At 69.2% G+C, this 25,971-nt stretch carries 20 protein-coding genes; 18 read left to right on the top strand and 2 right to left on the bottom strand.

The window, feature by feature from the left end; genetic code table 11:
• Nucleotides 1–43: 43 nt before the first annotated feature.
• The 4 genes from tig to clpX all read left to right on the top strand — a co-directional run bounded on the left by tig (nucleotide 44) and on the right by clpX (nucleotide 4,675).
• A complete protein-coding gene (gene tig / locus ACFYZ3_RS15045; RefSeq protein ID WP_388516950.1) occupies nucleotides 44–1,447 on the top strand; it encodes a trigger factor in 1,404 nt (467 codons plus the stop codon).
• 383 nt (nucleotides 1,448–1,830) lie between these two features.
• The gene (locus ACFYZ3_RS15040; protein ID WP_030186848.1) at nucleotides 1,831–2,436 is read left to right on the top strand and encodes an ATP-dependent Clp protease proteolytic subunit; all 606 of its coding nucleotides are present in this window, start codon (nucleotides 1,831–1,833) and stop codon (nucleotides 2,434–2,436) included.
• A gap of 50 nt (nucleotides 2,437–2,486) precedes the next feature.
• On the top strand, nucleotides 2,487–3,197 hold the full coding sequence (locus ACFYZ3_RS15035) for an ATP-dependent Clp protease proteolytic subunit (RefSeq protein WP_361000465.1): 711 nt from the start codon (nucleotides 2,487–2,489) through the stop codon (nucleotides 3,195–3,197).
• Between the two features lie 191 nt (nucleotides 3,198–3,388).
• Complete coding sequence (clpX, locus tag ACFYZ3_RS15030; protein WP_076974314.1) at nucleotides 3,389–4,675, top strand: ATP-dependent Clp protease ATP-binding subunit ClpX; 1,287 nt, start codon at nucleotides 3,389–3,391, stop codon at nucleotides 4,673–4,675.
• 75 nt (nucleotides 4,676–4,750) lie between these two features.
• Here the strand turns inward: clpX and ACFYZ3_RS15025 are convergent, their stop codons facing one another.
• Nucleotides 4,751–5,758, bottom strand: coding sequence for a hypothetical protein (locus ACFYZ3_RS15025; protein WP_388516947.1), 1,008 nt, complete (start codon nucleotides 5,756–5,758; stop codon nucleotides 4,751–4,753).
• A 138-nt stretch (nucleotides 5,759–5,896) separates the two neighbouring features.
• On the opposite strand from ACFYZ3_RS15025, the gene ACFYZ3_RS15020 reads away from it, so the two are divergent.
• From ACFYZ3_RS15020 to ACFYZ3_RS14965, 12 genes are all read left to right on the top strand, one after another.
• On the top strand, nucleotides 5,897–8,521 hold the full coding sequence (locus tag ACFYZ3_RS15020; protein ID WP_388516944.1) for a valine--tRNA ligase: 2,625 nt from the start codon (nucleotides 5,897–5,899) through the stop codon (nucleotides 8,519–8,521).
• A gap of 216 nt (nucleotides 8,522–8,737) precedes the next feature.
• On the top strand, nucleotides 8,738–10,261 hold the full coding sequence (locus ACFYZ3_RS15015) for a bifunctional folylpolyglutamate synthase/dihydrofolate synthase (RefSeq protein ID WP_388516941.1): 1,524 nt from the start codon (nucleotides 8,738–8,740) through the stop codon (nucleotides 10,259–10,261).
• Between the two features lie 6 nt (nucleotides 10,262–10,267).
• The gene (locus tag ACFYZ3_RS15010) at nucleotides 10,268–10,624 is read left to right on the top strand and encodes a DUF4233 domain-containing protein (protein ID WP_115742109.1); all 357 of its coding nucleotides are present in this window, start codon (nucleotides 10,268–10,270) and stop codon (nucleotides 10,622–10,624) included.
• A 123-nt stretch (nucleotides 10,625–10,747) separates the two neighbouring features.
• Nucleotides 10,748–11,161, top strand: a complete 414-nt coding sequence (gene ndk, locus ACFYZ3_RS15005; protein ID WP_003976187.1) for a nucleoside-diphosphate kinase — start codon at nucleotides 10,748–10,750, stop codon at nucleotides 11,159–11,161.
• Between the two features lie 318 nt (nucleotides 11,162–11,479).
• The gene (locus ACFYZ3_RS15000; protein WP_059302343.1) at nucleotides 11,480–12,499 is read left to right on the top strand and encodes a rod shape-determining protein; all 1,020 of its coding nucleotides are present in this window, start codon (nucleotides 11,480–11,482) and stop codon (nucleotides 12,497–12,499) included.
• Nucleotides 12,500–12,681: 182 nt separating this feature from the next.
• Nucleotides 12,682–13,725, top strand: coding sequence for a rod shape-determining protein MreC (gene mreC, locus ACFYZ3_RS14995; protein WP_388516936.1), 1,044 nt, complete (start codon nucleotides 12,682–12,684; stop codon nucleotides 13,723–13,725).
• 13 nt (nucleotides 13,726–13,738) lie between these two features.
• On the top strand, nucleotides 13,739–14,410 hold the full coding sequence (mreD, locus tag ACFYZ3_RS14990) for a rod shape-determining protein MreD (RefSeq protein ID WP_388516933.1): 672 nt from the start codon (nucleotides 13,739–13,741) through the stop codon (nucleotides 14,408–14,410).
• A 52-nt stretch (nucleotides 14,411–14,462) separates the two neighbouring features.
• Complete coding sequence (gene mrdA, locus ACFYZ3_RS14985) at nucleotides 14,463–16,772, top strand: penicillin-binding protein 2 (protein ID WP_388516930.1); 2,310 nt, start codon at nucleotides 14,463–14,465, stop codon at nucleotides 16,770–16,772.
• Entirely contained in the window at nucleotides 16,769–17,965 is a 1,197-nt protein-coding gene (rodA, locus tag ACFYZ3_RS14980; protein ID WP_388516927.1) for a rod shape-determining protein RodA, read from the top strand. Before mrdA ends, rodA begins: the two co-directional genes overlap by 4 nt.
• Nucleotides 17,966–18,103: 138 nt before the next feature.
• Nucleotides 18,104–20,053, top strand: coding sequence for a TIGR03960 family B12-binding radical SAM protein (locus tag ACFYZ3_RS14975; RefSeq protein ID WP_388516925.1), 1,950 nt, complete (start codon nucleotides 18,104–18,106; stop codon nucleotides 20,051–20,053).
• Nucleotides 20,054–20,075: 22 nt separating this feature from the next.
• Entirely contained in the window at nucleotides 20,076–20,261 is a 186-nt protein-coding gene (locus ACFYZ3_RS14970; protein WP_388516922.1) for a hypothetical protein, read from the top strand.
• A 320-nt stretch (nucleotides 20,262–20,581) separates the two neighbouring features.
• Entirely contained in the window at nucleotides 20,582–21,370 is a 789-nt protein-coding gene (locus ACFYZ3_RS14965) for a class I SAM-dependent methyltransferase (RefSeq protein ID WP_388516919.1), read from the top strand.
• 523 nt (nucleotides 21,371–21,893) lie between these two features.
• On the opposite strand, the gene ACFYZ3_RS14960 is transcribed toward ACFYZ3_RS14965, so the two are convergent.
• On the bottom strand, nucleotides 21,894–23,456 hold the full coding sequence (locus ACFYZ3_RS14960) for a recombinase family protein (protein ID WP_388517853.1): 1,563 nt from the start codon (nucleotides 23,454–23,456) through the stop codon (nucleotides 21,894–21,896).
• 49 nt (nucleotides 23,457–23,505) lie between these two features.
• On the opposite strand from ACFYZ3_RS14960, the gene ACFYZ3_RS14955 reads away from it, so the two are divergent.
• Entirely contained in the window at nucleotides 23,506–23,628 is a 123-nt protein-coding gene (locus ACFYZ3_RS14955; RefSeq protein WP_388516916.1) for a hypothetical protein, read from the top strand.
• Between the two features lie 234 nt (nucleotides 23,629–23,862).
• On the top strand, nucleotides 23,863–25,812 hold the full coding sequence (locus ACFYZ3_RS14950) for a trypsin-like serine protease (protein WP_388516914.1): 1,950 nt from the start codon (nucleotides 23,863–23,865) through the stop codon (nucleotides 25,810–25,812).
• The last annotated feature ends 159 nt before the right edge of the window (nucleotides 25,813–25,971 follow it).

Here is a 25,971-nt window from a genome sequence, read left to right as displayed (position 1 = left end):
TTCCGGCAGAACCCAAGAAGTCAGCCACCAAGGAGACCGAACCGTGAAGAGCGCCGTGGAGACCCTGAACCCGACCCGGGTTCGGCTCACTGTCGAGGTGCCCTTCGAGGAGCTCAAGGACAGCCTCGACGCGGCGTACAAGAAGATCAACCAGCAGGTCACGGTGAAGGGCTTCCGCAAGGGCAAGATCCCGGCCCGGGTCATCGACCAGCGGTTCGGCCGCGGTGCGGTTCTGGAGGAGGCGGTCAACGACGCGCTTCCCAAGTTCTACACCGACGCGGTCAACGAGGCCGAGCTGAACCCGCTCGGCCAGCCCGAGGTCGACATCACGGAGCTGAAGGACGGCGAGACGCTGAACTTCACCGCCGAGGTCGACATCCGCCCCTCCATCGAGATCCCGGACTACTCCGGCATCGAGGTCGAGGTCGACGCCGTCGAGGTCACCGACGAGGACGTCGAGAAGTCGGTGGAGCAGCTGCGCGAGCGCTTCGCCTCGACCTCCCCGGTCGAGCGCGCCGCCGCGGACGGCGACGTGCTCACCATCGACCTGCAGGCCAAGGTCGACGGCGAGGTCCTCGAGGACGGCGTCGCCGACGGTGTGTCCTACACCATCGGCTCCGGCGAGCTGCTGGACGGCATCGACGACGCCGTGAAGGGCCTGGAGGCCGGTGGCGAGGCCACCTTCGCCTCCGAGCTCAAGGGCGGCTCGGCGGCCGGCAAGGAGGCCGAGGTCACCGTCAAGGTCACCCAGGTCGCCGCGCGCGAGCTGCCCGAGCTGGACGACGACTTCGCGCAGCTCGCGTCGGAGTTCGACACGCTGGAGGAGCTGCAGGCCGACAGCCGCAAGCGCCTGGCCAACATGAAGCAGTACGACCAGGCCACGCAGGCCCAGGAGCGCGTCCTGGACAAGCTGCTCGAGCTGGTCGAGGTCCCGGTCCCCGAGAAGCTCCTCGAGGACGAGATCAACACCCGCAAGCACAACCTCGAGCACCACCAGCTCGGCCAGATGGGCCTGGACCTCGAGAAGTACCTCGAGCTCCAGGGCAAGACCGCCGAGGAGTTCGAGACCGAGACCCGCGAGGCCGCGGTCAAGGGCATCAAGACCCAGTTCGTCCTCGACGAGCTGGTCAAGCAGGAGAAGCTCAACGTCAGCCAGGAAGAGCTGACCGAGCACCTCATGCGCCGGGCCGCCTCCTCCGGCATGTCCCCCGACCAGTTCGCCCAGGCCGTCGTCGAGCAGGGCCAGGTGCCGCTCCTCGTCGGCGAGGTCGCCCGCGGCAAGGCCCTGGCCGCCGTGGTCGAGAAGGCCACGGTCAAGGACACCAACGGCGAGATCGTCGACCTGGACGACGAGGAGGACGAGGAGACGGAGGCCACCGAGGCCGCCGCCGAGTCCACCGACGCCGAGAAGGCCGACGACAAGGCCGAGGAGAAGACCGAGGGCTGACCCCCTCGCGTCTCCCCGGACGGACGCAGAACGGGCCCCGGACACATCAGTGCCGGGGCCCGTTCCGCATACGGCTGGACAGCCCCGCCAGGGGCGCGGGGCTGTATCACTGTGCGGCTCCGCCGCGTGGGCGCGACGAGCCACGGACGGCCCGCTGCCCGGGAACCGGCGGATCCGCCACGGCGGTGGGGATCTGCGCACCCCGCGGAGCGCTACGCCCCCGGCGAACACCCGCAGAACCGGGATGGCACCGGAGGGTCACCGCGTTAGGGTCCATGAATACGAGGGCAGGGGAGTCCCCGAAAGCGGCTCCAGCCCCGCAGGGAAACGTGAGACGGCCCGGCGCCGTCGTAAGACGAGCAGGTGGATACGTGACGAATCTGATGCCCTCAGCCGCCGGCGAGCCCTCCATCGGTGGCGGCCTCGGCGACCAGGTCTACAACCGACTGCTCGGCGAGCGGATCATCTTCCTCGGCCAGCCGGTCGACGACGACATTGCCAACAAGATCACCGCACAGCTGCTGCTCCTCGCGTCCGACCCGGACAAGGACATCTTCCTGTACATCAACAGCCCGGGCGGTTCGATCACGGCCGGCATGGCGATCTACGACACCATGCAGTACATCAAGAACGACGTGGTGACGATCGCGATGGGTCTCGCGGCCTCCATGGGACAGTTCCTGCTCAGCGCGGGCACCCCCGGCAAGCGCTTCGCGCTGCCGAACGCCGAGATCCTGATCCACCAGCCCTCCGCCGGCCTGGCCGGTTCGGCCTCGGACATCAAGATCCACGCCGAGCGGCTGCTGCACACCAAGCGGCGCATGGCCGAGCTGACCTCCCAGCACACCGGCCAGACGATCGAGCAGATCACCCGCGACTCGGACCGCGACCGCTGGTTCGACGCCTTCGAGGCCAAGGAGTACGGCCTCATCGACGACGTCATCGCCACGGCCGCCGGCATGCCGGGCGGCGGCGGCACGGGCGCCTGAGCCATCCTCCGCCCCGAGCCGACCGCCTCAGCCCCTTTACAGGAGACACTGTGAACGACTTCCCCGGCAGCGGCCTGTACGACCGCATGAACGCCACGCAGGACATGCACGCCGCCTCCCAGGGCCGCTACACCGGCCCCCAGGCCGAGTCCCGTTACGTCATCCCGCGCTTCGTCGAGCGCACCTCGCAGGGCGTGCGCGAGTACGACCCGTACGCGAAGCTCTTCGAGGAGCGGGTGATCTTCCTCGGGGTCCAGATCGACGACGCCTCCGCCAACGACGTCATGGCGCAGCTGCTGTGCCTGGAGTCGATGGACCCCGACCGTGACATCTCGGTCTACATCAACAGCCCCGGCGGCTCCTTCACCGCGCTCACGGCCATCTACGACACGATGCAGTACGTGAAGCCGGACGTCCAGACGGTCTGCATGGGCCAGGCCGCCTCCGCCGCCGCCGTCCTGCTGGCCGCCGGTACGCCGGGCAAGCGCATGGCGCTGCCGAACGCGCGCGTCCTGATCCACCAGCCGTACAGCGAGACCGGCCGCGGTCAGGTCTCCGACCTGGAGATCGCCGCCAACGAGATCCTCCGGATGCGCTCGCAGCTGGAGGAGATGCTGGCCAAGCACTCCACCACGCCGGTCGAGAAGATCCGCGAGGACATCGAGCGCGACAAGATCCTCACGGCCGAGGACGCGCTGAGCTACGGCCTGATCGACCAGATCATCACCACCCGGAAGATGGACAACTCCTCTCTCCGCTAGGCGGGAGGCTGTATCGTCTGCCGCTCCTTGGCACGGTTTGACGCGATTCACGTCAAAGGGAACCGTGCCAAGGGGGGCCCGGACGAGGGGCCCGGCAAGGTACCGTCGGACATAAGGCAGCACCAGGAGTCCGCCCGCCGTTGACGTGACGTCGACGTCCGGGAGTCTCCCAGGCGAAGGGGAAGCACACCGTGGCACGCATCGGTGACGGCGGCGATCTGCTCAAGTGCTCGTTCTGCGGGAAGAGCCAGAAGCAGGTCAAGAAGCTCATCGCAGGGCCCGGTGTGTACATCTGCGACGAGTGCATCGACCTCTGCAACGAGATCATCGAGGAGGAGCTGGCCGAGACCAGCGAGGTGCGCTGGGAGGAGCTCCCGAAGCCTCGCGAGATCTACGAGTTCCTCGAGAGCTACGTGGTCGGCCAGGAGGCGGCCAAGAAGGCCCTCTCCGTCGCGGTGTACAACCACTACAAGCGGGTCCAGGCCGGCGAGAACGGCGGCGCCCAAGGCCGCGAGGACGCCATCGAGTTGGCGAAGTCCAACATCCTCCTGCTGGGCCCCACGGGCTCCGGCAAGACCCTCCTCGCCCAGACCCTCGCCCGCATGCTGAACGTCCCGTTCGCGATCGCCGACGCCACGGCGCTCACCGAGGCGGGGTACGTCGGCGAGGACGTCGAGAACATCCTGCTGAAGCTGATCCAGGCTGCGGACTACGACGTCAAGAAGGCCGAGACCGGGATCATCTACATCGACGAGATCGACAAGGTCGCGCGGAAGAGTGAAAACCCCTCCATCACCCGCGACGTGTCGGGCGAGGGCGTCCAGCAGGCCCTGCTGAAGATCCTGGAGGGCACCACCGCCTCGGTCCCGCCGCAGGGCGGCCGCAAGCACCCGCACCAGGAGTTCATCCAGATCGACACGACGAACGTGCTGTTCATCGTGGGCGGTGCCTTCGCGGGCCTGGAGAAGATCATCGAGGGCCGGGCCGGCGCCAAGGGCATCGGCTTCGGCGCGACGATCCGCTCCAAGCGGGAGATCGAGTCCAAGGACCAGTTCGAGCAGGTCATGCCGGAGGACCTGGTCAAGTTCGGCATGATTCCCGAGTTCATCGGCCGTCTTCCCGTCATCACCTCCGTCCACAACCTCGACCGCGAGGCGCTCCTCCAGATCCTGGTCGAGCCGCGCAACGCCCTCGTCAAGCAGTACGAGCGCCTCTTCGAACTCGACGGTGTGGAGCTGGACTTCGAGCGCGAGGCCCTGGAGGCCATCGCCGACCAGGCCATCCTCCGCCAGACCGGCGCCCGCGGCCTGCGCGCCATCATGGAGGAGGTCCTCCAGGGCGTGATGTACGAGGTCCCGTCCCGCAAGGACGTGGCCCGCGTCGTCATCACCGCCGACGTGGTCCTCTCCAACGTCAACCCGACGCTGATCCCCCGGGATTCGCGGGGCCGGGGTCCGGGCGAGCAGAAGACGGCGTAGCCGGTCAGGCACCACGCACGGGAGGGGCCCGGTCGGATTCGACCGGGCCCCTCCCGCGTTGCCGTTCGACGCGCGTCAGGACTTGACGCGGACCTCGTCCCGCAGCTTCGAGGTGATGTCGATCGCCTTCTCCTTGCCGACCCCGGTACCGGCATTGTCGCCCGGGGAGACCATGGCGATCGTGCTGTAGTCGGCCCAGGCGCAGAACCAGTCGGTCGACTCCTTCTTGGTGAGCGCGTTGGTGGCCTTGGTCGACTGGCACTTGGCGACCGTGCCGTCGATCTCGACCTCCTCGGGCTCGCCGACCAGCTCGGCGTTCTGCATGCCGCCGGTGTCGCTGGTGGAGCTGTCCTTGACTTCCTTCTGGATGTTGGCGAAGAACTTGTCCAGGGTCGCCTGGGGGTCGTCGATCTTGCCGTAACCGCCCACCATGGTGAAGCCCTTGGCGGTCAGCAGCTCCGACTTGTCGGGCAGCGTGGACGGGTCCTCGGGGTCGTAACCGCTGAGGTCGGCGGTCGACCACTGCCCGATCACGGCGGTGCCGTCCTTGACGCCGCTCTTCTCCATGTCCTTCGCGGTGTCGGAGTCACCGCTCTCCTGGCCCTGGACCTTCGTGTACTCGCCGAGCGCCTTCGCCGGCGTCGTCAGCTTGTGCGCGCCGTCGTCCTCCAGGCCGCCCGCGCCACCGCCGCCGCCGATCACGAAGTAGACCCCCACGCCGATCGCCGCCACGACGGCGACCGCGCCGATGATCAGACCGGCCTTCTTCTTGCCGCTGCCGCCCGGAGCCGGGGGCTGGGGCATGCCGTAGGGCTGCTGACCGTAGGGCGGCTGCTGGCCGTACGGGGGCTGCTGGCCGTAGCCGGGCTGCTGGCCGTACGGCGGCGCCTGCGGGGGGACGCCGCCCTGCTGGGGCTGCTGCGGGTAGCCGTAGCCCGGCTGCTGCGGGGGAGGCGTCTGCTGGGGGTAGCCGTAGCCGGGCTGGGGAGCCTGCGGCGGCTGCTGACCGTACGGGCCCGGCTGGCCGTACGGTCCGGGCTGCTGGGGCTGCCCGCCGTACGGGCCCGGCTGGTTGTGACTCATTCCTGGGTTCCCCCTCAGATGCTTTACGTGGTTCTGACATCCTGACTCAGACCTGGCGTGCGCAGGTCACCGGGGGCCGCACCGTTACAGAAGAAACGCGTTTCGGGACAGCGCCGTGACGCCCGTAAACTGACCCCCGTGACCGAGAACTCTCAGCAGCCGCAGCCCGCACCCAGCACCGAACTGCCGACCCAGTACACGCCGGCCGAGGTAGAGGGGCAGCTGTACGAGCGCTGGGTGGAACGGGGTTACTTCGAGGCCGACGCCAAGAGCGACAAGCCGCCGTACACCGTCGTCATCCCGCCGCCGAACGTCACGGGCAGCCTGCACCTCGGGCACGCCTTCGAGCACACGCTCATCGACGCCCTGACCCGCCGCAAGCGCATGCAGGGCTTCGAGACGCTGTGGCAGCCCGGCATGGACCACGCCGGCATCGCCACCCAGAACGTCGTCGAGCGGGAGCTGGGCAAGGAGGGCAAGTCCCGGCACGACCTCGGCCGGGAGGCCTTCGTCGAGCGTGTCTGGCAGTGGAAGAGCGAGTCCGGAGGGCAGATTTCCGGCCAGATGCGCCGCCTCGGCGACGCGGTCGCCTGGTCGCGCGAGCGCTTCACGATGGACGAGGGCCTCTCCCAGGCCGTCCAGACCATCTTCAAGCGGCTCTACGACGACGAGCTGATCTACCGAGCCGAGCGCATCATCAACTGGTGCCCGCGCTGTCTGACCGCGATCTCCGACATCGAGGTCGAGTACCAGGACGACGACGGCGAGCTGGTCTCCATGAAGTACGGGGAGGGCGACGAGACCATCGTCGTCGCCACCACCCGCGCGGAGACGATGCTCGGCGACACCGCCGTCGCCGTCCACCCCGAGGACGAGCGCTACAAGCACCTGGTCGGCAAGCTCATCAAGCTGCCGCTGACCGACCGCTCCATCCCGGTCGTCGCCGACGAGCACGTCGACCCCGAGTTCGGCACCGGCGCCGTCAAGGTGACGCCCGCCCACGACCCGAACGACTTCGAGATCGGCCAGCGGCACGGCCTGCCCTCCATCGCCGTGATGGACGAGCACGCCGTCATCACCGCCCACGGCCCCTTCCAGGGCCAGGACCGGCTCGAGGCCCGCTCCGCCATCGTCGCCGCGCTGCGCGCCGAGGGCCGGATCGTCGCCGAGAAGCGGCCCTACGTCCACAGCGTCGGCCACTGCTCGCGCTGCAAGACCACCATCGAGCCGCGCCTGTCCATGCAGTGGTGGGTCAAGGTCGGCCCGCTGGCGAAGGCCGCCGGTGACGCGGTCCACGACGGCAAGGTCAAGATCCACCCGCAGGAGATGGAGAAGCGGTACTTCGACTGGGTCGACAACCTCCACGACTGGTGCATCTCGCGCCAGCTGTGGTGGGGCCACCGCATCCCCGTCTGGTACGGCCCCGAGGGCGAGGTCGTCTGCGTCGGACCCGGCGAGGAGCCGCCGAGCGGCGAGGGCTGGTACCAGGACTCCGACGTCCTGGACACCTGGTTCTCCTCCGGCCTGTGGCCGTTCTCCACGCTCGGCTGGCCCGAGCAGACCGAGTCGCTCGCGAAGTTCTACCCGAACTCGGTCCTGGTCACCGGCTACGACATCCTCTTCTTCTGGGTCGCCCGGATGATGATGTTCGGCCTCTACGCGATGGACGGCACCCCGCCGTTCCACACCATCGCCCTGCACGGCATGGTCCGTGACCAGAACGGCAAGAAGATGTCCAAGTCCTTCGGGAACGTGGTCAACCCGCTGGACTGGATGGACAAGTACGGCTCCGACGCCCTGCGCTTCACCCTCGCGCGCGGCGCCAACCCGGGCGTCGACGTGCCGATCGGCGAGGACTGGGTCCAGGGCTCCCGCAACTTCGCCAACAAGATCTGGAACGCCACCCGCTTCGCGCTGATGAACGGCGCGACGGTCCAGGGCCCGCTGCCGGACGCGTCGAGGATGTCCTCGACCGACCGGTGGATCCTCTCCCGGCTGAACTCGGTCGTCGCCGAGGTCGACGCGTACTACGAGGACTACCAGTTCGCGAAGCTCTCCGACGCCCTGTTCCACTTCGCCTGGGACGAGGTCTTCGACTGGTACGTCGAGCTGTCCAAGACCACCTTCCAGGCGGGCGGCGAGGCCGCCGAGGTCTCCAAGCGCGTCCTGGGCGAGGTCCTGGACGTGACGCTGCGTCTCCTCCACCCGGTCGTGCCCTTCGTCACGGAGACGCTGTGGACGACGCTCACGGGTGGCGAGTCGGTCGTCATCGCCGAGTGGCCGACCGACTCCGGCTTCCGGGACGCCGACGCCGAGCGGGAGATCGAGACCGTCCAGTCCGTCATCACCGAGGTCCGGCGCTTCCGTGCCGACCAGGGGCTCCAGCCCGGCCAGCGGGTCCCGGCCCGGCTCACCCTCGCGGGCAGCGCGCTCGCGGCCCACGAGGCGGCCGTCCGGCAGCTGCTGCGGCTCCAGCCGGAGGGTGACGCCTTCACGGCGACGGCCACGCTGCCGGTCGCGGGCGTCGAGGTGGCCCTCGACCTCTCCGGCGTCATCGACTTCGCCGCGGAGCGCAAGCGCCTGGCGAAGGACCTCGCCGCCGCCGAGAAGGAGAAGGCCCAGGCGAACGCCAAGCTCGGCAACGAGGCGTTCCTCGCCAAGGCGCCGGACCACGTCGTGGACAAGATCCGCGGCCGCCTGACCAAGGCGGACGAGGACATCGCCCGCATCACCGCCCAGCTGGAAAAGCTGCCGGAGGCGTAGCCAACCCAGGGGCGCGGGGAACTGCGCGACCAGCCACGACGGCGCTGCACTCGCCGTTGAACCCAAGCAGCCCCTCTCCGTGGGCGGCCAAGGGGCGGGTCGCGCAGCCCGGCGCTGAGCGGGGGCCCCCATCGCCCCAGCGGCACGACTGCCCGCGGCTGGGGGGGGGCGCGACTGCCCGCGGTTACGCGGCACGGGGTACGTAGACTGGTCCCCGTGAGCGACATCCCCGGCGAGAACGACCAGCCCGACCCCTCCGACCCCGCCAACGACTTCGACGAGATCATCGCGGCGGAGACCACCCGCGACCCCGACCTCGCCGTCATCGAGGCCGGCAGCCGCACCCTGCGCACCCAGGGCGGCCCCCCGGAGGCCGACGTCCCCGGGCGCCCCGAGGACCCCGAGGTGGACGCGGCCCTGCGCGCCGTCGAGACGGAGCTGGCGACCCGCTGGGGCGAGACCAAGCTGGAGCCGTCCGTCACCAGGATCGCCGCGCTGATGGACGTACTGGGCGAGCCGCAGCGCTCGTACCCCTCCATCCACATCACCGGGACCAACGGCAAGACCTCCACCGCCCGCATGATCGAGGCCCTGCTCGGCGCCTTCGACCTGCGCACCGGGCGGTACACCTCGCCGCACGTGCAGTCGATCACCGAGCGGATCAGCCTGGACGGGGCGCCGATCTCCGCCGAGCGGTTCGTCGAGACGTACGAGGACGTCAAGCCGTACGTCGAGATGGTCGACGGCCAGCAGGAGTACCGGCTGTCGTTCTTCGAGGTGCTGACCGGCATGGCGTACGCCGCCTTCGCCGACGCACCCGTGGACGTGGCCGTCGTCGAGGTCGGGATGGGCGGCTCCTGGGACGCCACCAACGTCATCGACGGGGACGTCGCCGTCGTCACCCCCATCGACCTGGACCACACCGACCGGCTCGGCGGCACGCCCGGCGAGATCGCGGTCGAGAAGTCCGGGATCATCAAGCAGGACGCCACCGTGATCCTGGCCCAGCAGCCGGTGGACGCGGCGCAGGTGATGCTGAAGAAGGCCGTCGACGTCAACGCCACCGTGGCCCGCGAGGGGCTGGAGTTCGGCGTCGTCGCCCGCGAGGTCGCCGTCGGCGGGCAGCTGGTCACCCTGCGCGGGCTCGGCGGCGAGTACACCGAGGTCTACCTGCCGCTGCACGGCGCCCACCAGGCGCACAACGCGGCGGTGGCGCTGGCCGCCGTCGAGGCGTTCTTCGGTGTCGGCGCGCAGCGCCCCGAGTCGCTGGACATCGACACGGTCCGCAAGGCCTTCGCCTCCGTCGCCTCGCCGGGGCGGATGGAGGTGGTGCGGCGCTCGCCGACCGTGGTGCTGGACGCCGCGCACAACCCGGCCGGCGCCCGGGTCACCGCCGAGGCGGTGGGGGAGGCCTTCCAGTTCAGCCGCCTCATCGGGGTGGTCGGCGCCAGCGCCGACAAGAACGTGCGGGGGCTCCTTGAAGCCTTCGAGCCGGTCTTCGCCGAGGTCGTCGTCACCCAGAACTCCAGCCACCGCGCGATGGACGCCGACGAGCTGGCCGCGGTCGCCGTCGAGGTCTTCGGCGACGACCGCGTCCAGGTCGAGCCGCGGCTGCCGGACGCCCTGGAGGCCGCGATCACGCTGGCCGAGGAGGAGGGCGAGTTCGCGGGCGGCGGTGTGCTCGTCACCGGTTCCGTCATCACCGTCGGCGAGGCCCGACTGCTCCTGAGGAGGGGCTGAGAAACCGTGCGTACGCTCTGTGCTTCGACGCTGATCGGCGAGTTCTTCGTGATCGGCTTCGCCGGACTGGTCGCCATGAAGGACCCGGACCTGTCGGTGGGGACGGTGTGGACGGTCAGCGGCATCGCGATGGTCCTCAGCGTGCTGCTGTGCGGGGTCATCACCCGGCCCGGCGGGATCGCCCTCGGCTGGGCGCTGCAGATCGCGCTGATCGCCTCCGGTTTCGTGGTGCCGACCATGTTCTTCCTCGGCGCGATCTTCGCCGCCCTGTGGTGGGCCTCCGTGCACTACGGGCGGAAGATCGACGAGGCGAAGGCGAGGTTCGCCGCCCAGGCCGAGGCGTCCGCACCCGACCCCGCCTGAGTGCGGGACGCGGCCGACGGGCCCGGTATGCCTGACGCTGCGTGACGGATGCCGCGACACGCCCGGTAATCTCAGTCATCACCCGCACGACCGCACATGTCGAACATCTCCAAGGGAGCCCTCGTGACCCAGCGCAGCCTCGTCCTCCTCAAGCCCGACGCCGTCCGTCGTGGCCTGACCGGCGAGATCATCAGCCGTATCGAGCGCAAGGCCGGCTGGCAGATCACCGCGCTGGAACTGCGCACCCTGGACACCGAGACGCTGGAGCAGCACTACGGCGAGCACAAGGGCAAGCCGTTCTACGAGCCGCTGGTCGAGTTCATGGCCTCCGGGCCGGTCGTGGCGATGGTCGTCGAGGGCGAGCGGGTCATCGAGGGCGTGCGCGCGCTGGCCGGTCCGACCGACCCGATCGCCGCCGCCCCGGGCTCCATCCGCGGGGACTACGGTGTGATCGTCCGCGAGAACCTGATCCACGCCTCCGACTCCGAGGAGTCCGCCGAGCGCGAGCTGAAGATCTTCTTCCCGGGCCGGGTCTGATCCTTCTTCGGGACACGCCGGAACGTCTTTTTTCTGACGCCATGTCAGTCGAATGGACCGGGCGGAGCCGGGGCGGTCGCGTAAAAGCGACCGCCCTGTGGCATATGCGCGCCTGATCGGGGGAACGGATCCCACCGTTGGCCCGTCTCCACAAGCGAGGCGGTGCGCCATCTGCTGACAATGGCGAAGACCCTCGCGCAGTGTTCGCGAAAGCGCGTCTACGATGGAAGCCTCCACGCGTCACTGCACCCACTTCGCCTACCTGAAAAGCCCTCAAAAGCTCCTGGGAAGGCCAGTCGAATCCTGATGGGGAACTCAATGTCGTTCATCGGCCGTGACATGGCTGTCGACCTCGGGACCGCCAACACGCTGGTGTACGTCAGGGGTCGCGGGATCGTACTCAACGAGCCGTCCGTCGTCGCGATCAACACCAACACCGGTGGCATCCTCGCGGTCGGCGCCGAAGCGAAGAAGATGATCGGGCGCACGCCCGGCAACATCGTTGCCGTGCGCCCGCTGAAGGACGGCGTCATCGCCGACTTCGAGATCACCGAGCGGATGCTGCGCTACTTCATCCTGAAGATCCACAAGCGGCGGTATCTGGCTCGTCCGCGGGTCGTCGTCTGTGTGCCCTCCGGCATCACCGGCGTCGAGCGCCGCGCCGTCATCGAGGCGTCGTCCCAGGCCGGCGCCCGACAGGTGCACATCATCGAGGAGCCCATGGCCGCGGCCATCGGCTCCGGCCTGCCGGTCCACGAGGCCACGGGCAACATGGTGGTGGACATCGGCGGCGGCACCACGGAGGTCGCGGTCATCTCGCTCGGCGGCATCGTCACCGCCCAGTCCATCCGCGTCGCGGGTGACGAGCTGGACAACGCGATCATCCAGCACGTGAAGAAGGAGTACAGCCTTCTGCTGGGTGAGCGCACGGCCGAACAGATCAAGATCACGATCGGTTCGGCGTACGACCTCGACTCCGACGAGCACACCGAAATCCGCGGCCGGGACCTCGTCTCCGGGCTGCCCAAGACCGTCGTCATCTCCGCCGGCGAAGTGCGCAAGGCGATCGAAGAGCCGGTCAACGCCATCGTCGACGCCGTCAAGACCACCCTCGACAAGTGTCCGCCGGAGCTGTCCGGCGACATCATGGACCGGGGCATCGTCCTGACCGGTGGCGGTGCGCTGCTGCGCGGGCTCGACGAACGGCTGCGCCGGGAGACCGGGATGCCCATCCACATCGCCGAGGACCCGCTGGACAGCGTGGCGCTCGGCAGCGGCAAGTGCGTCGAGGAGTTCGAGGCGCTCCAGCAGGTGCTGGACGCCTCGCCCCGCAGATGACGTAACACTTCGGTTCCGCCGTACGAGACGATCTCCTCTCGTGCGGCGGATCGTTGATATAGAGGGTTGCGGTACCGGATGCGCGTGAAGCGCCCGACGTACCGAATCAGCTGAATTCCTGAACACCGCCACGTACATTCCGAGATTCCCGAATTTCGACGAGGAAGGCACGGCCGCCGCACGTGAGGGACACGAAAGAGAGCCGGCTGCTCCTGGTGCTGCTGATCGCCATCGCGTTCGCACTGATCACGGTGGACATCCGCGGCGGGGAGGACTCACCGGTCGACGGAGCCCGGCAGGCCGCGGCCAACGTCTTCGGTCCGATCGAGAACGGGGTCTCCTCCGCGGTCGACCCGGTCGGCAACGCGGTCTCCGCGATCCGCGACTCCGGCGACCGGCACGACCGGCTCGCGCAGCTGGAGACGGAGAACGCCGCCCTCAAGGCGAAGCTCGGCAGCGACGAGCGCGGCCGCAGCCGGCTGAAGCAGTTCGACAAGATGCTCGGGCTGGCCGGCGCCGGGCAGTACGGCATCAAGGGCGCCCAGGTCATCGCCATAGGAGCGGCCCAGGGCTTCTCCTGGACCATCACCATCGACGCCGGTGCCAACGACGGCGTCAAGCGCGACATGACCGTCCTCAACGGCGACGGCCTCGTCGGACGCGTGACCACCGTCGGCCCGAACACCGCCACCGTGCTGCTCGCCAACGACCCGGACTTCACCGTCGGCACCCGGATGGAGTCCGGCGACGAACTCGGCTTCGCCTCCGGCCAGGGCAGCCGCCCCCTGCGCGTCGAACTCCTCAACGGCAAGGCCGACGTCAAGAAGGGCGACCGCCTCGTCACCTTCGGCTCCCAGGCCGACAAGCCCTTCGTGCCCGGCGTGCCCGTCGGCACCATCACCCGCGTCGACCCCAACGGCGGCGACCTGACCCGCATCCTCGACGTCACGCCGTTCGTCAGCTTCACCAAGCTCGACATCGTCGGCGTCGTCGTCCAGGCCCCGTCGAAGGACCCGCGCGACACGGTGCTCCCGGAGAAGAAGCAGTCCAAGCCCACGCCGACCGTGACGGTCACCGTCACCCCCGGGGCCGACCCCGAGGGCCAGGCCCAGAACGACGAGGCCGGTCAGAACGACGCGACCGGTCAGAACGACGCGACCGGTCAGAACGACGCGACCGGCCAGAACGACCAGACAGAGCAGCAGAACGAGCAGCCCGAGCCGTAGGAGCCTTCACCCCATGCGCGTCAACCGGATCCTGCTGTCCGTCGCCCTCGTCGTCGTCGCCCTGGTGGTCCAGGTGAGCGTCCTCGCCCGCCTCCACCTGCCCGGCGCCGTCCCCGACCTGCTGCTGCTCACCGTCCTCGGCCTCGCCCTGGTCTACGGCCATGTCGGCGGCGCCCTCGTCGGCTTCGGCGCCGGACTCCTCGCCGACCTCGCCCCGCCCGCCGACCACGCCGCCGGCCGCTACGCCCTCGTGCTCTGCGTCATCGGCTACCTCGCCGGACTCGCCAGACCGGACAACGGACGGCTCCGCTCGGCCACCGGCCCCATGGTCGTCGTGGTCGCCGCCGCCGTCGGCACCACCCTGCTCTACGCGGGCGTCGGCGCCCTCGTCGGCGACACCGCCGCCCGCCACGTAGGCCTGCCCAGCCTGCTGTTCACGGCCGCCCTGTACGACCTGCTGCTCGCGCCCTTCGTCGTCCCCGGCATCATGGCGCTCGCCCGGCGCGCCGAGCACGACCCGCTGGCCGACACCAACTCCGCCGCCCAGAGCCCCGACATCTCCTCCGGCTGGCTCTCCGGAGGCACCGGCCTGCGCATCGGCAGACAGCGCAACGCCCTGCGGGTGAAGACGGCCCGCGCCCGCGTGGCCCGCGCCGGACGCATCAAGGGGGTCAAGCGGCTGTGACGACGCGGCAGCATTCCAGCAGCGCACACTTCGTGAGGGGGAGCCAGAACCAGTGACCAATATCCCCGAGACCGGCCGCAGCACCCGCGTCCAGACCCGGCTCGTCGTCATCCAGATCCTCGTCCTCTCCCTCCTCGCCACCCTCGGCGGCCGCCTCTGGTACCTCCAGATCCGCCAGGGCGACGAGTACGCCGAGGAGGCCTCCGGCAACCACGTCCAGCAGGTCGTCCAGCCCGCCACCCGCGGCTCGATCCTGGACGCCCGAGGTGTCGCCCTCGCCGACAACGAGACCCGCCTCGTCGTCTCCGCCTCCCGCACCGACCTGCTGAAGATGAAGGACGACGGCAAGGCCGTCCTCACCAAGCTCGCCGGTGTCCTCGGCATGAAGCCCCAGGACGTCATCGACAAGGTCCGGCTCTGCGACGCCGAGACCCCGCAGCCCTGCTGGAACGGCTCGCCCTACCAGCCGATCCCCGTCACCGACGAGGCCACCGTCAAGCAGGCCCTGCAGATCCGCGAACGCGCCGAGGACTTCCCCGGCATCACCGCCGAACCCATGGCCGTACGCCGCTACGCCGCCCCCGGCAAGTCCAACACCGCCCAGGTCCTCGGCTACCTCTCGCCGGTCACCGACGAGGAACTGCAGAAGGCCCAGGACACCGACTCGCCCTACCTGCGCTCCGACCAGGTCGGCCGCTCCGGCCTGGAGCGCCAGTACGACAAGGCACTGCGCGGCAAGGCCGGCGTCACCCGCTACGAGGTCGACAACCTCGGCCGCGTCATCGGCGAGGCCGAGTCCGACCCGGGCACCCCCGGCTCCAACCTCGTCACCAGCATCGACGCCCGCGTCCAGCGGGTCGCCGAGTACGAGCTGAACGAGGCGATGAAGGCCGCCCGCAAGGAGATGGACCGCAACACCAACCGGACCTACGAGGCCGACGCCGGAGCCGTCGTCGTGATGGAGGCCAAGACCGGCCGCGTCGTCGCCATGGCCTCCAACCCCGACTACGACCCCAACGCCTGGGTCGGCGGCATCTCCGCCAAGGACTACAGGAAGCTCACCGGCAAGGACTCCAACTACCCGCTGCTCAACCGCGCCACCCAGGGCCAGGCCGCCCCGGGCTCCATCTTCAAGGTCGTCTCCTCGGCCGCCGCGGTCGAGGCCGGCTACGACTTCGACGGCAACTACGACTGCTCCAGCGCCTACAACGTCGGCGGCCAGGTCTTCAAGAACTTCGAGTCGGCCAACGAAGGCATGATCACCATCGGCCGCGCCCTGGAGCTCTCCTGCGACACCGTCTTCTACCGCCTGTCCCACCAGGAGTGGAAGAAGGACGGCGGGATGAACCCCAAGAACCCCAACGACTACTTCTACAAGGCCGCGCACCAGTTCGGCCTCGGCGACAAGACCGGCATCGACCTCCCCAACGAGGTCACCGGCCGCGTCCCCGACCGCCAGTGGAAGCAGGACTACTGGGAGGCCAACAAGGACGCCTGGTGCAAGTCCGGCAAGAAGGACGGCTCCTACGTCGAGAAGATCGCGTTCGAGAACTGCCACAGCGGCAACAAGATGCGCGCCGGTGACTCCATCAACTACTCCATCGGCCAGGGCGACACCCTCGTCACCCCCATCCAGATGGCCACCATCTACGCGGCCATCTCCAACGGCGGCACCCTCTACGACCCGAGCATCGGCAAGGCCGTCGTCAGCCCCGACGGCAAGACCGTCCGCGAGATCGAGCCCACGGCCCACGGCAAGCTGCCCATAAGCAAGACCACGCTGGCCAAGATGGACGAGGCCCTCGCCGGCGTCGCCAGCCGCGGCACCGCCGCCTGGCGGTTCGCCCAGGTCGGCTGGCCGCAGGACAAGATCCCGATGCACGCCAAGACCGGTACCGCCGAGGTCTACGGCAAGCAGACCACGTCCTGGTTCGCGACGTACACCAAGGACTACTCGATCGTCATGACGATCTCCCAGGGCGGCACCGGCTCCGGCGCCTCCGGCCCGGCCGTCCGCAACATCTACGACGCGCTGTACGGCGTCTCGGACGACGGCGACATCGACCCGAAGAAGGCGCTGCTGCCCAAGCCGCAGGCGAGCCTCCCGAAGATCAAGACGGACGGCACGATCCTGTCGCCGAAGATGCCGAAGGACATCGTCAAGGAGCTCCAGCCCGACGAGAAGGCATCCCCGGACCAGGAGTACGCCCCCGTCGAGGAGGGCGACCAGCCCGCCACCACCCCCAACCAGAACGGGGACAACCGCGACACCCGGCGCCACCGACGCCGAGGCGGCGCGCGCGGCTCCGGGCGCGGCGCCCGGCCGGGCGGCAGGGGAAGAAGCCGGAGGGCACGCGCATGACCGGCAACAGCTTCCACGTCTCCGGCTACGGTCCCGACAAGGGCGGCTGGACCCGCCTCTTCGCCCGGGACTCCCTGGCCCGGCGGCTCGACTGGCCGATACTGCTGGCCGCCGTAGCGCTCTCCCTCATGGGCTCGCTGCTCGTCTACTCCGCGACCCGCAACCGCACCGAACTCAACCAGGGCGACCAGTACTACTTCCTCACCCGGCACCTGCTGAACACCGGCATCGGGCTCGCCCTGATGGTCGCCACCGTCTGGCTCGGCCACCGCGCCCTGCGCACCGCCGTGCCGCTCCTGTACGGCTTCTCGGTGTTCCTGATCCTGCTGGTGCTCACCCCGCTCGGCTCGACCATCAACGGTGCCCACTCCTGGATCAAGCTCCCCGGCGGCTTCTCCCTCCAGCCCTCGGAGTTCGTGAAGATCACGATCATCCTGGGCATGGCGATGCTGCTGGCCGCACGCGTCGACGCGGGGGACCGGCCGCACCCCGACCACCGCACCGTGCTCCAGGCCCTGGGCCTGGCCACCGTGCCGATGCTCATCGTGATGCTCATGCCCGACCTCGGGTCGGTCATGGTCATGGTCATCATCGTGCTCGGCATCCTGCTCGCCTCCGGCGCCAGCAACCGCTGGATCTTCGGCCTGCTCGGCGCCGGCACCGCGGGCGCGCTCGCCGTCTGGCAGCTCGGCATCCTGGACGACTACCAGATCGCCCGCTTCGCCGCCTTCGCCAACCCCGCCCTCGACCCCGCCGGCGTCGGCTACAACACCAACCAGGCCCGCATCGCCATCGGCTCCGGCGGACTCACCGGCTCCGGCCTCTTCGAGGGGTCCCAGACCACCGGGCGCTTCGTCCCCGAGCAGCAGACCGACTTCGTCTTCACCGTCGCCGGCGAGGAACTGGGCTTCCTCGGCGCGGGCCTCATCATCGCCCTGCTCGGCGTGGTCCTCTGGCGCGCCTGCCGCATCGCCCGCAGCACCCCCGACCTGTACGGCACGGTCGTCGCCGCCGGGATCGTCGCCTGGTTCGCCTTCCAGACCTTCGAGAACGTCGGCATGACCCTCGGCATCATGCCGGTCACCGGTCTGCCCCTGCCCTTCGTCTCCTACGGCGGCTCCTCCATGTTCGCCGTGTGGATAGCGGTAGGGCTGCTCCAGTCGATCACCGTGCAGAGACCGATGTCGGCGTAGCACGGGCACCCGGGGCGGGAGCGGTACGGCGCCGGGGGCGGGAGCGGTACGGCGCCCGGGGGGTGAGCGGTAAGGCGGACCGGTCCGGCCGGGTTAGGCTGGATGGTCCCCCTTGCCAGCACACAAAGGTCCCGTGAGATGCCTGCCGAAGCCTCCCCGGCCGCCGAGTCCGTGTTTCCGCAGCTCGAAGCCCTGCTCCCGCATGTGCAGAAGCCGATCCAGTACGTCGGCGGAGAGCTGAACTCCACGGTCAAGGAGTGGGCATCCTGCGACGTCCGCTGGGCCCTGATGTACCCCGACGCCTACGAGGTCGGCCTGCCCAACCAGGGCGTCATGATCCTCTACGAGGTGCTCAACGAGCAGCAGGGCGTCCTCGCCGAGCGCACCTACAGCGTCTGGCCGGACCTCGAGGAGCTGATGCGGGAGCACTCCGTCCCGCAGTTCACCGTCGACAGCCACCGCCCGGTCGGCGCCTTCGACGTCTTCGGCCTCTCCTTCTCCACGGAGCTGGGCTACACCAACATGCTCACCGCCCTGGACCTGGCGGGCATCCCGCTGGAGGCGAAGGACCGCGGCATCGACGACCCGATCGTCCTGGCCGGCGGCCACGCGGCCTTCAACCCCGAGCCGATCGCGGACTTCATCGACTGCGCGGTCATCGGCGACGGCGAACAGGCCGTTTTGGAAGTCACCGCGATCATCCGCGCCTGGAAGGCCGAGGGCCGCCCCGGCGGCCGCGAGGAACTCCTCCTCCGCCTGTCGAAGACCGGCGGCGTCTACGTCCCCGCCTTCTACGACGTCGAGTACCTCCCCGACGGCCGCATCGCCCGCGTCGTACCCAACCGCTCCGGTGTCCCGTGGCGCGTCAGCAAGCACACCGTCATGGACCTCGACGAGTGGCCCTACCCCAAGCAGCCCCTCGTCCCGCTCGCGGAGACCGTCCACGAGCGCATGTCCGTGGAGATCTTCCGCGGCTGCACCCGCGGCTGCCGCTTCTGCCAGGCCGGCATGATCACCCGCCCGGTGCGCGAGCGCTCCATCACCGGCATCGGCGAGATGGTCGACAAGGGCCTCAAGGCGACGGGCTTCGAGGAGGTCGGCCTGCTCTCCCTCTCCTCCGCCGACCACACGGAGATCGCCGACGTCGCCAAGGGCCTCGCCGACCGGTACGAGGAGGACAAGATCGGCCTGTCCCTCCCCTCCACCCGTGTCGACGCCTTCAACATCGACCTGGCCAACGAGCTGACCCGCAACGGCCGCCGCTCCGGCCTCACCTTCGCCCCCGAGGGCGGCTCGGAGCGCATCCGCAAGGTCATCAACAAGATGGTCTCGGAGGACGACCTCATCCGCACCGTCGCGACCGCCTACGGCAACGGCTGGCGCCAGGTGAAGCTGTACTTCATGTGCGGCCTGCCCACCGAGACCGACGACGACGTCCTCCAGATCGCCGACATGGCCACCCGGGTCATCGCCAAGGGCCGCGAGGTCTCCGGCTCCGGCGACATCCGCTGCACGGTCTCCATCGGCGGCTTCGTCCCCAAGCCCCACACCCCCTTCCAGTGGGCGCCGCAGCTCTCCGCCGAGGAGACCGACGCCCGCCTCCAGAAGCTCCGCGACAAGATCCGCGGCGACAAGAAGTACGGCCGCTCCATCGGCTTCCGCTACCACGACGGCAAGCCCGGCATCGTCGAGGGCCTCCTCTCCCGCGGCGACCGCCGCCTCGGCGCCGTCATCCGCGCCGTCTACGACGACGGCGGCCGCTTCGACGGCTGGCGCGAGCACTTCTCCTACGACCGCTGGATGGCCTGCGCCGACAAGGCCCTGGAGCCGACCGGCGTCGACGTCGACTGGTACACCACCCGCGAGCGCGGCTACGAGGAGGTCCTGCCCTGGGACCACCTCGACTCCGGCCTCGACAAGGAGTGGCTCTGGGAGGACTGGCAGGACGCCCTCGACGAGACCGAGGTCGACGACTGCCGCTGGACCCCGTGCTTCGACTGCGGCGTCTGCCCCCAGTTCGACACATGGCCACAAACGGGCCCGACGGGCAAGAAGCTGCTGCCGCTGACGGTCAAGAAGTCCGGCTGACCAGCGGAAACGGGGCTGGGGGATGAGCGATCCGCTTCACCGCATCGCTGACGCTATGGCTGACATCACAGAGGCGGATGCGGTGGCGGCGCTGACCTCGCTCGGCTTGCAGAAACATCGGCATCAGCCGGTGCAGAAGGCGCTGAGAACGCCGCTGCCGCCGCCTGGCGCCTCTTCGGACGTCTCGTCGGACGTGGAGTGGGTGTGAGGGCCGGAGCGCGGCCTGCGGTGATCTGACGGCACGATCAGTCGGTCATGTGGTCCTGCCCGCGGGGCGGGGGGAGACGCCACCCCAACGCGCGCTTGTCGGCTGCGGCCCCCATCGCGGCCGATGGGACGCCGGTGGAGTGGGGACCTGCGTGGGTGCGGTGCGTCGCGCTTTCCACGAAATCCGGTGGAGACTCAGCGGCCGGAAGTGGTTGGGTCCTGCTCAATGCTTCGCTGACACGGCCCGGCACAGTGCGAGGCGCAAAGTCTGAATCGCAGGCGCGGTCTAGCCCGTGTGTCGTCGAGTGATGGGGTATCGCGGTGGCTGGTTATGGGGCGCTTTCCGACGTATACGAGTGGCTGATCGGGGACGACAAGTTGGCCCCCGCCATGGCAGCCGCGGTGTATTTCAGCGATGTCGTGGGCTCTCTGCCGCCCAACGGGCGCGTCCTCGACTGCGCGTGTGGAACCGGCCAGCTCGCTGTCGGTCTCGCGGGTCTTGGCCTTGACGTGGTCGCTGCGGACGCCAGCAGCGGGATGGTTCGCCGGACCGAGAAGGCCGCCGACGAGCAGGGTGTCTCGCTTCGAGCACTCCGCGCGAGCTGGGACGAGCTGCCCGACCACCTGGAGGACTCAACGTTCGATCTGGTGTTCTGCGTCGGCAACTCGCTCGGGCACGCCAAGGGCGCAGCCGGGCGCCTGACCGCACTGAAAGCGATGGCGCGGCTGCTGATTCCGGGCGGACGCCTTGTGCTCCACTCACGCAACTGGGAGCTCGTGCGCTCCGCCGGCTCACGGGTAGACGTCCGCGATCGACTCATCCGCCGCAACGACCGCGATGCGGTCGTCAGCTACTACTGGCAGATCGAGCAGCGCTGGGAACAGGAACACTTCCTCGAGATCGTGGTCGCCCAGATCGAGCCGGACGGGGCGGTGCGAGCCTGCTCGGAGCGGTTGTCCATCTGGCCCTACCGGTACGAGGACCTCGTGGCGCAGTTGCGCAGTGTCGGGCTCACGGTGCAGTCCACCACCTTCGACCCCGAGAGCGATGAATACCTGGTGGTCGCCGGCCGCGACCAGGCGCGAGGCACGTCTGAGCCGGTCCGCTGATCCGCCTTTCGACGTTGTCGTTGCCGACCTGCCGGCTCGCCACCGCCTGGAAGTCGGTGACATAGCGCTGGAAGCGGTTCGACTGGAGGCTGTCACCGCCGTCCACGGCGAGGCTGGCTGTCTGGACGGCGGGTTCGAGTTCGCCGTTGAGTAGCTGGCTCTGGGCGAGCACCATGCGGCAGAACCCTAGTGTGCGCGTACTTCGGGTCGGTGCTGTCCACGGCTCGTTGTGCCTGCTCGACGCTGAGCAGCGGGAGGACTTCGTGTCGGAAGTAGTGGCGTAAGGCGCGGTGGCCGCCTCCGTACTCGAAGTCGAGCTTCCGGCCACACACCGGGTGCCGCTCTCATCGCTGCCGGAGTCGCTGCGAACGACGAAGCGATGCCTCTGATCGACAGCGAGATTGTGATTGTGGGTGAGGACGGTGCGGAAGAACCGTTTGACCCTGCTACATGGTTCGAGTAACCGACGAAGCCGCCTCCCTCAGATGCAGGAAAGGCGGCTTCGTTCCTGTGCGGGCTGGGATCACAAGGCCTGCGCGAAGTCGTCCTCTCGGATCACGAGTCGCGCGCGTACGTCCTCCGGGATCAGTAGGCGGAGGTGCACCTTCGGGGCTCGGACCTTCGGCACCTTCGTGCGGGTCACCTCGCAGCGGATCCCGACCCGGTACAGGTCCGCGGACATGGCCTCCATGCCGCCTTCCTGCCAGTGCTCACGGAACGTCTTGCCGCCGTGGACGTTGACCCATCGATCCTTCGCCGTCTCGGGGTCGATCGCTTCGAGCTCACCGATGAGCTTGTCCAACGTCGCTTCCGCCTGCTCCTTCGTGAACCGCGTCTTCGTGTACCGGCCCCCGGGTTCGAGATCCTTCATGTACAGCGCGATGGTCTCTTGAAGACGCTTGATCTCCTTGCGGGCCTCAGCCCCCTCGGCGTACTGGCGGACCTGCACCGGGAAGTCTCCGAGGACCTTGAGTACGTCCTGCACCAGGCGCTCGTAGACCCGCTCGGGGTTGGGCGCTCCGAGTCCGCCGCTCTTGCAGTTGCGGCACCGCAGGTACTGGTACGTCCCGTGCGTGTTGTTCGTGATCTGCACGGTCATGTTCGTCTTGCAGTCGGCGCACAGCAGGACTCCGAGGAACTGCGTCGCACCGCCGACACGGCGCGGCGGCTGGCTTTTCTTGCGCTTGTCGAGGGCGGCGCCGAGGGTCTCGAACTCCTTCTCAGTAAAGAGGGGAGGGGCGACTTTGATCGGCCTGCCGTCCTTGCCGAGGAGCGGCTTCGATCGTCGCTGCCCGCCGTTCTTGTCCTCTTCTACCCGGTAGCCGAGGAGCGCGGGGTTGCGCAGGCGTCGGTGGAGCGTTGCCACGGTGAGCCCGTGGGTCATCAGGCCGGACCGCTTCAAGCAGCGCACCATGAACCCGGCGGAGCGTCCCCGGAGCGCCATGCGTCGGGCCCAGTGCAGGGCTTTGGCCGCCTCGGGATCGATGACGAGAACGACCTTCCCCGTGTCGTCCTCGTCCGTGACGTAGCCGTACGCCGGCTTCCCGATGATCCAGTCTTCCTGCGACTTCGCGTAGTCCCACAGGCTCGCGACGCGGGTCGAGGTGTTGGCCGCCTCGATCTCGGCGATGCCACCGATGATCGTGACCATGATCTCTCCGGCGGTCGTCGTGAGGTCGAGGCTGTCGTTCTTCGAGACCAGGTTCTTCCCGCGCTTCAGGCTCCACTCGATCATCGTCGAGAGATCGGAGAGACGACGTACGAAGCGGTCGAGCTTCCAGAACAAGAGCTCGTCGAACTCGGGGGAGCGGTTGTTCAGCCACTCCCCGAGCTCCTTCCGCTTCCACGGCGGAACCTTCGTCGCCGACACGTTCAGGTCTGAGGCGACACCGACGACTCGGCAGCCTCGCTCCCTCGCCAGGATGCGGAGATCGAGCTCCTGCCGTACCGGCGACGTCGTGTCGTCTGTCAGTACGGACAAGCGGATGGATAAGAGCGCCCGGGGTGCGTCCTGGGGGAGTAGGGCCTCAGCCCGTTTGAGCTCCTCCAACAGGGCAAGGTCGGCCTCGGTCCACTCGGCTTCCACGCTGTAGGCCGCTCGGTCTGCCGCGAGTCGGCGCTGTCCTCGTTTCCTCATGTCAGACAGCGTGGCGCAGTTTGCGGACGGTCTTAAGCGCTTTTCCATATGCCCGGCGATGGACACCGAGATTCAGGTCGGCCCGACCGGCAGGAAGCTGCTGCCGTTGACCGTGAAGTGACGCAGGTCACGACGTGTTCGTGACATACGGTCAGTTTGCCTGGCTTCGAACCCGTGGACGAGATCATGAAGCGTCGTCTTGGATGTTGGAGGGGTGCGGGTACGGGGTTCTTCTTGTGAACCTGGGGTGGACGGACTGTGCGTTTCGACGGATCCGGGTGCCCTTCGACAAGTGAAAAGCAGTCGGCGGACCGCAGCCTTCAGCCCGTAAGGCCGGACGATCCCTAGGACTGCGATGAACGCACGTGGCAAGATCGGTACACCTCCGAACCGCCTCAGACGGGGCGCATCCCGGCGTGCCGCCGGGGTCAGGGCCGCGGCGCTGCTCGGCGTGGCGCCGCTGCTGTTCCTGGCCGCCGCGCCGACGCACGCGGTGGTCGGTCAGCCCGACGGCGGGGCCGACTACGGCTTCACCGCCCGGCTCCTGGTCGGCGACCACCAGCGGGGCTGCTCGGGCTCGCTGGTCACCCCCGAGTGGGTACTCACGGCGGCCAGTTGCTTCGTCGACAACCCCGCATCCGACCTGTCGCTGCCGGCCGGGCCGCCCCCGCTGAAGACCGTCGCGACCGTGGGCGACGGCCAGGCCCGTACCGTGGTGGAGCTCCGTCCGCACGGTGAGCGCGACCTCGTGCTGGCCCGTCTCGCGCAGCCCGTGCGGGGTGTGGCGCCCGTTCCGGTGGCCGCCGCCGCGCCCGCCGCCGGGCAGGAACTGACCGTCGCGGGACACGGCCGCACGGCGAGTGAGTGGGTGCCGCTCGAAAGGCACACCGGGACGTTCTCCGTCACGGCCGTCGACGGCGGCGACCTCACCCTCGCCGGGAAGGACGGCGCGTCGGTCTGCCAGGGCGATGCCGGTGGTCCCGCCGTGGGCACGGTGGACGGCAGGCTCGCGCTGGTCGCGGTCAGCAGCCGCTCCAACCAGGTGGGCTGCTTCGGCAACGAGGCCCCGGAGGGGACCGCCGCCAGTGCGGTCAGCACTCGCGTCGACGACGTCCGGGACTGGATCACCGCCACCGCCCGGTCCACCCCGAGGGCCGACTTCAACGGTGACGGCCGCAGCGACGTGGGCGTGCTCTACGACAACGGCGCCACCACCAGCGGGGGCTTCGGCACCACGCTCTGGTCGCTGACCAGCGCGGAGTCCGGCTTCGCCGCGCCGCAGCGCCGGTGGGACAGTGCGGACTTCGGCAGCTGGAACGCGAGCCGCTCGAAGACGTTCGCCGGTGACTTCGACGGCGACGGCCGCAGCGACATCGGCGTGCTCTACGACAACGGCGCGCGACCGGACGGCACCGGCAACCGCACCGCGCTGTGGACGTTCACCAACACCGGTACCGGCTTCGCCGATCCGGTGCGGGTGTGGGACAGCCTGGACGGCGGCAGCTGGACGTGGAGCCGCTCCGAGCCGGTCGTCGGCGACTTCGACGGTGACGGCCGCGACGACGTCGGCGTGCTGTACGACAACGGCGTACGCGCGGACGGCGGCGGCAACCGCACGACGCTGTGGACGCTGAGGAGCACGGGCTCCGGCTTCGCCAAGCCGGTCGTGGCATGGGACAGCGCGACCGGCGGCAGCTGGTCCGGGGACAAGTCGAAGCCGGTCGCCGGTGACTTCGACGGTGACGGCCGCGGTGACGTCGGTGTGCTGTACGACTACGGTGCGCGGGCGGACGGTACGGGCAACCGCACCGGCCTGTGGACGCTGAGGAGCACGGGTTCCGGCTTCGCCAAGCCGGTGAAGGTCTGGGACAGCGGCGACGGCGCCGGCAGCTGGACCTGGAGCAGCTCCGAGCTGGTCTCCGGTGACTTCGACGGCGACGGCCGCGGTGACGTCGGCGTGCTGTACGACAACGGCGTACGCGCGGACGGCGGCGGCAACCGCACGACGCTGTGGACGCTGAGGAGCACGGGCTCCGGCTTCGCGAAGCCGGTCACGGGCTGGGACAGCGCGGTCAGCGGCAGCTGGTCCTGGAGCAGGTCGAAGCCGGTCGCGGGCGATTTCGACGGTGACGGCCGCGGTGACGTCGGTGTGCTGTACGACTACGGTGCGCGGGCGGACGGTACGGGCAACCGCACCGGCCTGTGGACGCTGAGCAGCACGGGTTCCGGCTTCGCCAAGCCGGTGAAGGTGTGGGACAGCGCCGACGGCGGCAGCTGGACCTGGTCGCGGAGCGACCTCGCCTGAGCGACGCGTGCCCTGAACCGAACCGCCACGACGGTCGGACGCCGGACGGCGTCCCGTCGTGGCGGTTCGCGTACCGGCGGGAACCCGCAGCGGCCGGAACGCGTACTCTAGAGGAGAGGGCCGGGCGCCACGCCCCCGTCGAGGTGAGGGTGATGCCCG

The sequence above is a fragment of the Streptomyces sp. NPDC001599 genome, from assembly GCF_042893535.1.
GTDB lineage: Bacteria > Actinomycetota > Actinomycetes > Streptomycetales > Streptomycetaceae > Streptomyces.
Note: the sequence above shows the minus strand (reverse complement) of the source record. Positions and strands in the feature narration are given on the sequence as shown.